At 38.2% G+C, this 11,908-nt stretch carries 10 protein-coding genes and 1 pseudogene; 5 read left to right on the top strand and 6 right to left on the bottom strand.

What is annotated here, in order from left to right:
- Positions 1–325: 325 nt before the first annotated feature.
- From H6G25_RS19080 to H6G25_RS19070, 3 genes are all read right to left on the bottom strand, one after another.
- Complete coding sequence (locus H6G25_RS19080; protein ID WP_190393854.1) at positions 326–676, bottom strand: histidine triad nucleotide-binding protein; 351 nt, start codon at positions 674–676, stop codon at positions 326–328.
- A 232-nt stretch (positions 677–908) separates the two neighbouring features.
- The gene (locus tag H6G25_RS19075) at positions 909–2,324 is read right to left on the bottom strand and encodes an LCP family protein (RefSeq protein WP_190393853.1); all 1,416 of its coding nucleotides are present in this window, start codon (positions 2,322–2,324) and stop codon (positions 909–911) included.
- Between the two features lie 204 nt (positions 2,325–2,528).
- Positions 2,529–2,891, bottom strand: a complete 363-nt coding sequence (locus tag H6G25_RS19070; protein ID WP_190393852.1) for a hypothetical protein — start codon at positions 2,889–2,891, stop codon at positions 2,529–2,531.
- Between the two features lie 109 nt (positions 2,892–3,000).
- Here H6G25_RS19070 and H6G25_RS19065 point away from each other — a divergent pair, with 109 nt between their 5' ends.
- The 4 genes and pseudogenes from H6G25_RS19065 (at position 3,001) to H6G25_RS19050 (ending at position 7,418) form a co-directional block, all read left to right on the top strand.
- A complete protein-coding gene (locus H6G25_RS19065; protein ID WP_242035026.1) occupies positions 3,001–4,095 on the top strand; it encodes an AI-2E family transporter in 1,095 nt (364 codons plus the stop codon).
- 120 nt (positions 4,096–4,215) lie between these two features.
- Positions 4,216–4,359, top strand: coding sequence for a type II toxin-antitoxin system PemK/MazF family toxin (locus H6G25_RS19060; protein WP_190393851.1), 144 nt, complete (start codon positions 4,216–4,218; stop codon positions 4,357–4,359).
- Between the two features lie 71 nt (positions 4,360–4,430).
- Positions 4,431–5,557 (top strand): annotated as a pseudogene (locus H6G25_RS19055) (serine/threonine-protein kinase).
- A 214-nt stretch (positions 5,558–5,771) separates the two neighbouring features.
- Positions 5,772–7,418 carry a metallophosphoesterase gene (locus H6G25_RS19050; RefSeq protein ID WP_190393850.1) on the top strand — a complete coding sequence of 549 codons (1,647 nt, stop codon included), beginning with the start codon at positions 5,772–5,774 and terminating at the stop codon, positions 7,416–7,418.
- A gap of 84 nt (positions 7,419–7,502) precedes the next feature.
- Here H6G25_RS19050 and ctpC read toward each other — a convergent pair whose 3' ends face one another.
- On the bottom strand, positions 7,503–8,786 hold the full coding sequence (ctpC, locus tag H6G25_RS19045) for a carboxyl-terminal processing protease CtpC (protein WP_190393849.1): 1,284 nt from the start codon (positions 8,784–8,786) through the stop codon (positions 7,503–7,505).
- A 174-nt stretch (positions 8,787–8,960) separates the two neighbouring features.
- Between ctpC and H6G25_RS19040 the strand changes: the two genes are divergently transcribed.
- Entirely contained in the window at positions 8,961–9,227 is a 267-nt protein-coding gene (locus H6G25_RS19040) for a hypothetical protein (RefSeq protein ID WP_347239223.1), read from the top strand.
- 143 nt (positions 9,228–9,370) lie between these two features.
- Here the strand turns inward: H6G25_RS19040 and gatB are convergent, their stop codons facing one another.
- Positions 9,371–10,852 (bottom strand): Asp-tRNA(Asn)/Glu-tRNA(Gln) amidotransferase subunit GatB, encoded by a 1,482-nt coding sequence (gatB, locus tag H6G25_RS19035; protein ID WP_190393848.1) that lies wholly within the window; start codon positions 10,850–10,852, stop codon positions 9,371–9,373.
- Positions 10,853–11,116: 264 nt separating this feature from the next.
- Complete coding sequence (locus H6G25_RS19030; protein WP_190393847.1) at positions 11,117–11,752, bottom strand: Uma2 family endonuclease; 636 nt, start codon at positions 11,750–11,752, stop codon at positions 11,117–11,119.
- Positions 11,753–11,908 lie beyond the last annotated feature (156 nt).

Genomic DNA, 11,908 nt, shown 5'->3' with positions numbered 1-11,908 from the left:
TCCGAACCAACCGATGTATAGGCGGTTATCTGTGCTGGTAATCCACTCGCAAAAGCGATCCCATACGTTAGCGCTTTGGCGCTGCTGTAGTGTTGTGGTCATGTGTTTATAATTGCGTTTGAGTTATGTATGTTTTGGTAGGTGTTTCTACCTCATGAATTTATATTAAGCCTTATGTTTTGATTTGTAAAGATATTTAAAGTAAGTATTAGTTATGAAAATCATTAGTTTTTCTGATATGATGAAATTTACAGCAGCTATTGTCATAATTGGGCGGGCAGGATGCCCACCCCACAGAAGTTTTGGACTATTTTAGATGTAAAAATCAACCAGGAGGCCAAGACATAGAACGACCGCCTAGTATATGTATATGGAGATGATGGACTGTTTGACCGCCATCAACACCAGTATTCATAACCACACGATAACCGTTTTCCAGTCCTGCTTGTGCTGCAACTTTCTGGACTGTTAATAATAGATGTCCCAAGAGGGCTTGATCTTCAGGTTCAGCAGTGGCTAGGTTAACTATGGGTTTTTTGGGGATAACAAGGATGTGAACTGGTGCTTGGGGGTTAACATCTGTAAAGGCCAGGGCTAAATCGTCTTCATAAACAATATGCGCGGGAATTTCTTTACGAATGATTTTGCTAAAAATCGTTTCCGTGTGCTGACTCATGGATTTTTATTTAGAAATTGGTGAATAAAGCTATAACCTATTCTAAATCTGGTATTCTTTAGATTCTGAGAATTATTTCGGGTAAGTCCTCTTATTTTATTTAATAGACCTCTGTGGTACTGTAGTTGAGGTAGAGCCTCAGACTTCCGTTCCCAGACTCCGGCTGGGAACCAGATAACCAGATAACCAGATAACCAGATAACCAGATAACCAGATAACCAGATAAATGTGATTAGGGACGGGTAGAATTTTGGAAAATGGCTTGGTTTTGAAACCAATCCTTACCCACCTGGATACTAATATCTGAACTAATATTACCAGTGCTTTCTACGCGCACTTCCCCAAATCCCAAGAGACTACGGATTGATTCTGCACTATTTCCATCTCCTTGTTGTGCTACAATGTGAGTTACCTCTAAGGGTTGTCCCCAGAGTTTAGATATAAAGACATTGGTATATCCGGCTTTTTCTAATGTTTTAATTAGGGGACGTAACTGAGAGCGATCGCTACCTGTACTATCTTGAATAGCTACACGCAAATGACTAGGATCACTGGACTGTAGTTCTGTTTTTGCTTCTGAATCAAAGTGCTGGGATATTAGTTTACCAATAGCTCGTCTATCTGGGACCCAATAGCTGGCATCAAACTCACGATTTTCACTAAAGCGTCCAGGTAACATTAACATTTGCATATTTGAGCGACTGGTTTTTGAGCCAAAACCTATCAGTGCTATTAATTCTTCAACGGATAAGTTGGTATCAATATTTTCTTTAACAACATTAAGAATGTCCGGTAATCGAGTAATAGTTGTCGGGTTTAAAGACTGTTCAATTAAAGCCCGTAACACCATTTGCTGACGTTGAATCCGACCAATATCCCCCAATTCATCATGACGATAACGTAATAATTGTAACGCCTGTTCACCGTTAAGATGTTGTTGACCTGCCTTTAAATTAATATATAAATGCTGGGAATCATCCCGATATTTCATATCTTTGGGGACATAAACATTGACCCCACCCAAAGCTTCAATTAACTTACTAACTCCTAAAACATTAATACGTACATAGCGGTCTACACCGACTCCGCCCAAGAGATTGCTAACGGTTTTCGCTGTTAAAGCTGGACCTCCATCTACATTAGCAGCATTAATTTTTTTCACTCCATGGCCTTCAATTTCTGTGCGGGTATCTCTGGGAACGGAAAGCATGACTATTTTTTTTGTCTCTGGATCAAATTTGATCAACAGCATGACATCAGAAAGACCGTCAAAAGAATTAATTTGGGGCTGGTATCCGAGATTTTTACTTTCAGTCGGTGCGTTTTGCACATCTGGAGGCAGTACACTCATACCCAGGAGGAGGATATTCACAGGGCGAGTTAATTGAGAGAATTGTAACCCATTTCCAGAGATGCGATCGCCGTCAAATACTGCTTCTTCTTGGGGACTCAGTTGCGCTTGTTGCAAAGGTGTACTTTCCCAAGAAACTGCCAACAAGGCCCCTGCAAGTCCTGATACTATGGCTATCCCGCCCATACCCACCACAAACCATAGCCACCGTCCTGATTTGGACGGGCGAGAATTTTTACCCTTATATTTAGCTTTTGCGGCTCTTTGTTGTGCTGCTGATGTTTTTTGACTAGTCACAGAATTCCTCTCACCTAGGATTTTGAATAACGTAAATTTGCAGACTCAATACATTTAAAACAAATCAGAACATGATAGCCAACTTTTGATCAAGTTTGCTATGGGGAATTTGCAAGTACAATAATTTATAACTAAATTTATACTAAATTTATTGAGAAGTTTAGTAGTTCAGTCATTCTTTCTTGCCTATTCCCTTTTCCGTCTTCAATACTTACACCATACTCCGTCAGCTAAATTGCTAAATCCTGGTAAACGTGAAGATTTGCCTCGAATGACCCGAAAAATCAACCAAACACTGACTAAAAAATAACCAGAAGTCAGGAAACTATTGAGAATTAATAGGCGCAGTGTCAAAAAATCTACAGCCGCCCCAGTAGTTAGCAATAAATAACCTAATATCCATATCAAAGCCAAGGTAATAGACAAACGGCTGACAGTCACTTTTTCTCGATTACCCTGACCGTTGTAGAGAGTCCACAGGGCTGGAAAAAAGCCGATAATGGGAATTAAATAGAAAATGAGTTGTATTTTCAAGATATCTGTATCTTTTGCCGGCAGGTTATCCATAGTGGTTGATGTGATCATAAACTAGAGATGGTGAATAAAATTCATCAAGTTAGAGATAATATTCTGTAAAGAAGAAATCGCCTGAGTTCTATAGTGTAATTATCTAAAAATGCAGACACGAAAGCTACTTAGTTGGTGGCAAACACTGACACCACTGGCAAGATTTTTAGCAATTGCCCTACTTGCGCCCCTATTAGTTCTCAATGGTTGGGCTATTGCCACAATTTTCGATTATTTTCACTCCCTGATCGTTATTTTAGTCGGAGCTTCGGTACTGGCTTTTCTCCTCAACTACCCTGTGAGTTGGATGGAAAACCACGGAGCTAAAAGAGAACAGGTGGCTATCTTAGTTTTTTTATCAGCATTATCCATTTTATTAGCTCTAGGTGTCACACTGTTTCCTTTGGCACTGACTCAAGCACAACAACTGGTAGCCCGTTTACCAGAATTAATTGACTCAGGACGTTCTCAATTAATGATACTCAATGATAAAGCAGAAAGCGCGGGTTTGCCAATTAATTTAGATGCTTTAGCCACACAAATTAATGATCGCGTTAAGGGACAATTACAGTCTATAGCTGGACAGGTCTTGAATCTAGCTGTAGTCACTGTTACCAGTTTACTAGATTTCCTGTTGACAATGGTATTAACCTTTTATTTATTACAACATGGCGGCGAACTTTGGCAAAGTTTAGTACAATGGTTACCTTCTAAATTTCGTGATCCTTTTTCCAATACAGTCCGTTTAAGCTTTCAAAACTTTTTTATTACCCAATTAATCTTATCCACCTGTATGGCTTCTGCTCTCATTCCTGCCTTTTTGTGGCTGAAGGTCCCTTTTGGGTTATTATTTGGGTTAACGATTGGACTCATGGCACTTATCCCCTTTGGTGGTTCTGTTGGTATCGCGCTGACAACTTCTTTAGTCTCACTTCAAGATGTTTCTATGGGAATAAGAGTATTAATAGCAGCGGTAATTGTGCAGCAAATCCTGGAAAACCTGATCGCACCTCGGATTTTAGGTAGTTTTACTGGTTTAAACCCCGTTTGGATTTTAATTTCTGTCTTGACTGGAGCGAGAATTGGCGGACTTTTGGGGGTAATTGTGGCAGTTCCCTGCGCTGTTGTCATTAAAAGCATTATCAGAGCCATTCGTCCCCCAGTTCTTAATCTTGATACAGAAGACTCTTTTGCTAGTCCGTAGTATCTACACCCGTAACATAGGGTGGCACAGTTAGCTAATTTAGCTCCTCTTGTTGATAAGGATTTATTATCTTGGGTATTTTCTCCAAAATTCCCATACACACACTGACTTTATCAAAACATGACTAAAAAAATATCATTAATTAAGTCAGATAAAATTGCTACTGTCAATAATTCAGTATTGCACAAAAAATTAGGAATTTTACCGTCGGATCTATTTAATCAGGTAGAAGTAGCCTTAAAAAAATCTCTTAATATTACTTGAAAATCAAATAAAAGTTGATAACCTCTTTTTTGTCCAACACAAGACACAATAGAAATAAGTATAATTTATTTATGAGTTATTGTCTTAATCCCCATTGTTCCCAACCAGAAAACAATGACAATTTTAAGTTTTGTCAAACCTGTGGTACGAAATTATTCCTAAAAGAACGCTACCGTGCTATTAAACCCATTGGACAAGGTGGTTTTGGGAGAACTTTTCTGGCTGTAGATGAGGATAAACCCTCAAAGCCACTTTGTGTAATTAAGCAATTTTTTTCCCAATTACAAAGTATAAATACGGTACAAAAAGCTATAGAGTTATTTAACCAAGAGGCTGTACAGTTGGATGAATTGGGACAACATTCCCAAATACCTGCACTTTTAGCCTATTGTCACCAAGATAACAGACAGTATTTAGTTCAAGAATTTATTGATGGACTGAATTTATACCAAGATTTACAACAAAATGGGGCTTTAAACGAGGTACAGATTCGGCAACTACTGAATGATTTATTACCATTACTGCAATTTTGTCATAGTAAGCAGGTCATACACAGAGATATTAAACCAGAAAATATTATTCGTCGCCACAGCGATCGCAAATTAGTGATAGTTGATTTTGGGGCTGCCAAATCCGCCACGGGAACAGCCCTAAATCGCACGGGAACCACTATAGGTAGTCCTGAGTATGTCGCCCCGAAATGCGGGGAAAGGCAATTTTCGCCAGTGATATCTACAGTTTAGGGGTAACTTGTATTAATATGTTAACAGAGCGATCGCCTTTCGATGCCTACGATAGTCATAATGCAGCTTGGATATGGGGAAAATATGTGAAAACTCCTGTTAGTAAAGAATTGAGTCGAGTCATTGACAAAATGGTAGAAACTATCCCCAGTTATCGCTATCAAACGGTTGATGAAGTTCTCAAAGATTTGAATTTTCAACAATCATTTATACCGCCGACAATAATAACTCCACCCAGTTCTCAACTTCCCGTTGTAGTTAAAACTTCCAGTCAAATCGAGAGCGAATTACAAGAAATGAAAACTCAATTTACAGGTAGTAAACCTCAACCGCAAAATCCAATTGAACAAGAATTAAAAGAACTTAAAACTCAAGTGAATAGTGGTGGAAAAGTCCAAAGTGAAATAGATAAAGAATTAGCAGAATTAAAAGCCAAATTCATTGGTAATGGGTGAAAAAGGAAGAACTCCATTAATTCATCCATCTTTATCTGCGGTAAATTAAATTATTCTTGATATCTTATTTCTGGGCTTAAAAACACATAATTAATTGGATTAATTAGCGGATATGTTTCAACGAATTAAAACCGCAAAAATTATCTTCACAACTGTACTTTTACTAACTTTATGCTTTAATATAGTAAACGTGCGTTCTTTTGGGGAAATAATCATGAAATCAGCACCAGAATTGCTGACAGATCCATTTTTACAACTACCAACAGCAACAACAGTACAAGTAGTGTGGTTTACCGAGTTTCTTGGCGATCATCATTCAGTCAGTTACGGAGAAAATCTCCAGAAAACTTCCCCAGCCCATACTACCAAACTCAGTCGCACCAGAGAAGACCAAGAATCACGAGTCGGGAATCAGACTCAAAACGGGCAAATTTACCAAAAACCGGTTCAACGTCATATTTGGCGACATCAAGCCCTAGTGACGGAATTAACTACAGGTGTGCGAGTTCCCTATCGCGTTACTAGTGTCCGGGAAGATGGTCAAAGTGTCAGTAGCGAAGTTTTTACCCTGACAACCACTCCCCAAGCGGGAACACCATTAAAAATCCTCCTCACCTCAGACCACCAACTAAAACCCATGACGGCCGCAAATCTGCAAAAGGTTGTCGAAACAGTAGGACAAGTGGACGGAGTATGGTTTGCAGGTGATTTAGTCAATGTTTCAGACCGCGCTTCTGAATGGTTTGATGATAATCGAGGTAATGCTCTTTTTCCTGGTTTACAAGGTCACGCTAAATATCAGATAGAACATAATGGAGTTAAGGTCACTTATACAGGAGGGAAAATTATTCAAAATGCACCCATGTTTACTTGTATTGGTAATCATGAAGTTATGGGTAGATTTCAAAGAACAGCAAGTTTAGATGATGAATTTAATGATACTATTCCCCGGGAAATTGCCAAAAAATTATCTGGCGAAAAATCCTTAAAAGATCATTCATTTAATACTGACACTTATGAGGAAATTTTATCTTTACCTGAAAGTCAACCAGGGGGAAAAACCTACTATGCTGTTAGTTTTGGAGATGTGCGTCTTGTTGTTCTTTATGTTACGAATATGTGGCGTAGTCCTAGATTAGATCGAGATACTAAGGGGCGATATCAAGAAGCAGAAAAAGACTTTAATCATCCAGAAAATTGGGGTTATGGACAAATTATTTATGAACCAATTTTTGCAGGTAGTCAACAATATAATTGGCTAAAACAAGAACTCAACAGCCAAGAATTTCAAGCAGCAAAATATAAAGTTGTCATGTTTCATCATCCACCGCATACATTGGGTTGTAATATTATTCCACCTTATACTAATCCCATAGGAATAATAGAACACAGTGATTTAGGAGAAATCAAATCAATAAATTATCAATATCCTAAAGATCAAGATTATATTATTAGTGATCTTATTCCCCTATTAGAAACTGCTAAAGTGCAATTAGTATTTTATGGACATTCCCATTTATGGAATCGTTTTATCAGTCCTAGTGGAATGCACTTTTTAGAAACATCTAATGTCGGTAACTCTTATGGTGCTGCTTGGGGGGAAAGACAGCGAAAAATACCAAATAACTATCAAAAAGATTGTATCGCAATTGGTGATCCGAATGGTTTACAACCGATAGTACCAACTATTTCGCCCTTATTAGGAGAAAATGGTCAACCACAGCCTTATATTGCTAGTAATGATATTACAGTTTTTAGCATTTTCGACACAGGAACAGGCACAATTAGCAGCTATCTTTTTGATACGAAAAAACCCGATACTGGAGTTGTTAAGTTTGATGAATTTAAGTTAAAATCCTGATTCTCGTCAGGTGATAGGTTTAGATGATTCATTGGTAGAGACGTTCCATGGAACGTCTTTACTCTACTTTACCTAGATGTTTATTTAATTTTTCCTAATTGTACTTGTATTTTGAGTAGTTTGTTTACCTAATAATTCCACGGCTTTCGCAAATTGAGGATCTGCAAGAGTCCCTAATTTATCCCGTTCACGCAACCATAAATCTTGGCGTTGGCTGTCAGTTAATTCTACCTTCACATCTGGATCAATACCATGTTTATTAATATCTTTCCCGCTGGGAGTATGATATTTAGCAATAGTTACAGCCAAACCCGAACCAGATTTTAAAGGTTGCACAGATTGCACCAAACCCTTACCAAAAGTTTGATTTCCTACTAAAATCGCCCGTTTATTATCTTGTAAAGCCCCAGAAAGGATTTCACTAGCACTAGCTGAACCTTTATCTACTAATACTACCAAGGGCTTATTAGTCAAAGCCGAGCCATTTGCTACTTGTTTATCTTGCGTACCTTGACGGTCAATAGTAAAAACAATTGTACCTTTATTCATCCACATTTGAGCAATTTCTATACTCGCGTATAGCAAACCGCCGGGATTACCACGTAAGTCTAAAATATATCCAGAAACCTTTTTAGCTTCTAAGTTTTGAATAGCATTTTTCATTTCCTTACTAGCATTGGCGCTGAATTGATTTAAGCGAATATAGCCAATATTACCTGCTGGAGTTTTCTTTTCCGAATAGCGCACAGGATGAATCTCAATTCGCGCTCGTTGGATATCGAATTGTTTTTTCTGACCATTACGCAGAATTGTTAGCTTTACCCTGGTTCCTGCTTTGCCACGAATCAGGGATACTGCATCATTTGTATCCATTCCTTTGGTGTTTTTACCATCAATTTGGAGAATAATATCTTTGGCTAAAATACCTGCTCTAAATGCCGGTGTATCTTCAATAGGAGCAATGACAAGCAGTTGTTTAGTTTTTTCATCTTGACTAATAGTGATACCAATACCTGTAAGTTCTCCAGAGGTATCAACTTGTAAATTTTTAAATTCCTCCGGGTTCATAAACCGTGTGTAAGGGTCTTCTAGCTTCTTCAGCATTTCCCGGATGGACTTATAAGCCTCCTTCTCATCAGTATAGGACTTGTTTAAATATTCCTTACGTACAGCTTGCCAATCTATCTGATTAAAAGTTCCATCTACGTATCGGTAGTTAATAATCTGCCAAACTTCATCTACTAAATCCTTGTGACTGTCTTTAAATGAAGCTTTACCAATTGAATGAATACCAAGACTAGTAACAACGATTGAAGAAAGCGTTACTACTGTAGCACTTAAAACTAGCTTACTCTTTGTAATTACCATAATGACAACTGTGTCAAAGGAAAAAATGTATATCAAGTATGCCTAATCTAACACAACGATTGGTAATTAGTAATTGGTAATTGCTAATTAGTCGTTATTTGCGTATATTACCAGACTGATGAGTAATTAACAAGCACAGAAGCTAGGCAATAGCAATTCCCAATTCAATATTTTATGGTAGCGAAGGACTTACAGCCAGAGGACTTGACAATTCTTGATAATTATAGAATTAGGCTTGGGGTATGGGTAGGTAATTATCAAGGTGTAACAATTCCTTGGTTACATTGGTATGATCAAAACGGAAATTGGATATTAACTAGCGTCGAAAAGGAACGTCAAAAGCCTGAATTAGAAAAACAAAAAGCTGAACAGGAAAGACAGAAAATAGAAAGATTAATTGCTCAATTAAAATCATTGGGTGTAGAAACTGATTTAGAGTAATAGTAATATTATTAATATTCTGCGGGCAAGATGCCCGCACCACAAGAAACTTTTGGGTATTGTTTTTATTTGCAAGTTCTTAATTATGAAATCCACATTCCGCACTTCATTTTTAGGGCGAGGATTGTCACCTGCTACAAACCCTAAATCGGAGTATTGAGTTTCTCCTCTACTAGTTGGTTAGTGAGTTTGGGTTCTGCGCGTTTATTGGTTTTTTTCAGGACTTGTCCTACGAAAAAGCCTTTGAGGTTAGTGTTACCTTTGCGGTATTTTTCTACTTGTTGGGCGTTAGTAGCAATAATCTCATCAATGATTGGTTCAAGAATGGTACGATCTGAAATCAGTTCTTGACCAGCAAAAGCTGTTTCTGGAGAAACGCCATTTAATAAATCTGTGAGTTTTTCCTTAGCTTGGGCGTTACTGATTTTACCATTTTCAATGCGGGTAATGACATCAGCTAAGTTAGCAGCAGTCAGTTTAATTTCGTGAATGGTGAGTTTTTGTTTATTCAAGTAAGCAGCGATATCCTGAGTAATCCAGTTAGCCGCAGCTTTAGGGTTTGCACCTAAAGCGATCGCATTTTCAAAATAATCTGCGACTGGTTTATCTTCAGTTAAAACCCTAGTATCATAAGCTGAAAGTCCCAATTGATTTTCATAATAATGGCGTTTTTGGGCGGGTAGTTGGGGTAATTCATTTAACCATGTATCTAATTCTGTTTGAGTAACCTCAATGGGTGCTAAATCTGGTTCAGGGAAGTAGCGATAATCACTAGAACCCTCTTTCACCCGCATACTGCTGGTGCGTTGTGAACCTTCTTCCCAGAGACGGGTTTCTTGAATAATTTTCTCTCCTGATTCAATAGCGGCTATTTGACGCTCAATTTCATAATCAATAGCTTTTTGAATTGCACTAAAGGAGTTCATATTCTTAATTTCTACTTTAGTACCAAATTTCTCTTGTCCCACGGGACGCACAGAAATATTCACGTCACAACGCAGAGAGCCTTCCTGCATATTACCATCGCTAACACCAAGATAACGCACAATGCGCCGTAGTTCTTGAGCATATTCAGCCGCTTCTTGTCCCGTTCGCAAATCCGGTTCAGAGACAATTTCCACCAAAGGAACACCAGCGCGGTTATAATCCACAAGAGAGTAAGTAGAACCAGAAAGCCTTTCGCTCCCTGCGTGAACAAGTTTACCTGCGTCCTCTTCCATGTGTAAGCGGGTGATACCAATGCGTTTACGTCTGGTGTTTCCTGTATCATCTACCAATTCAATTTCTATCCAACCATGTTCGGCTATGGGTAAATCATATTGGGAAATTTGGTAATTTTTAGGTAAATCAGGATAAAAATATTGTTTGCGGTCAAATTTACTATACCGAGCGATTTGACAATTTAACGCCAAACCCGTTTTAACAGAGTATTCTAGAACTTTGGCGTTAAGTACGGGTAAAACTCCTGGTAAACCCATACACACTGGATCTATGTTAGTATTGGGGTCAGCGCCAAAAGCTGTGGAACTGTTGGAGAAAATTTTAGTTTTGGTACTGAGTTGACAATGGGTTTCTAGTCCGATAATCGCTTCATATTCAGTTTTTGCGGGTGTGGCTGTGGTCATATCCAGATTTTATGGTTTTTACTCTTGAGTACTATTTTAGCGGTTTTTTCCCCACATTTATGAGCAGTTTCAGATATTTCTGTGGTATAATATTACGGTCTATTATTTATTAATGCTTCTGGAACATATATTAATGATAAAAATCTTTTCGTGGGAGTGTCTTGCTCGCTAAAAGTGTACCTCATCCAGATTAAATCCGCTGTAAGACTTCATAACTCGTCCCTTTGTGTCAGATTCATTTACTATCTTTCCTCCTATCAAGCTTTAAATTTTTGATTTTTGTAACCAAGTACGAAAGGCGCGAATCATGGGAATTTCGCCAATTTCCAGGCTTTGAGCGAGAAAACGGGGAATTTCTGTATTTAGGGGTAAATTAGCAAAAGTTGGAGAAACGTCACAGGGAATATAAACACCATGACTGAGTTGATAAATCTGCATAATTGGATGATCATAACGCCAAACTTCGGGAACACCTAAAGCCAAATAAATCGGTAATCTATCAAGAGAAGCGCTAGTATAATCAACTTCTATAATTAAATCTGGTGGAGGATCTTGAGTCAAATCTAGAGTTTGTTTATTTCGCATTATCGCTTCATTTTGGATGTAAAAACTAGAATCTGGTTCTACACCTTTGGCTAAATCTTGACGTTTACAAGTCACTGAACCGGTACTTTTAATATTAAGATTAAGTTCCTCTGCTAAATTATCAATGAGCTTTTCTATCAGTCTTTTATTATGTTCATGAGGCATTAAAGGAGTCATAATTTCTAGTGTTCCCTGGTTGTAGGCTAGACGGGTAGCGCGATGATTGCCCATTTCTGTTAAAATGGTTTCAAAAGTGTGCCAAGAAATATTAGCGAGTATAGCGCGGTGGGAGTGAACTGGTGCGATGGTTAGCATGAGACTTCACCTCGTATTTTTTATTAGTATATCATGCCAATACCCGATTTTTTCAATACAGCGATTTCCGCTTTTATGAGGTACAAAGTTGAATCATAAAACTTTTGTGGTGCGGGCATCTTGCCCGCTAGATACGTACCTCATACTAGATACGTA

It is taken from the genome of Dolichospermum sp. FACHB-1091 (genome assembly GCF_014697585.1).
Lineage (GTDB): Bacteria > Cyanobacteriota > Cyanobacteriia > Cyanobacteriales > Nostocaceae > Dolichospermum.
The sequence above is the reverse complement of the archived record's forward strand: the minus strand, read 5'-3'. Positions and strand labels throughout refer to the sequence as shown.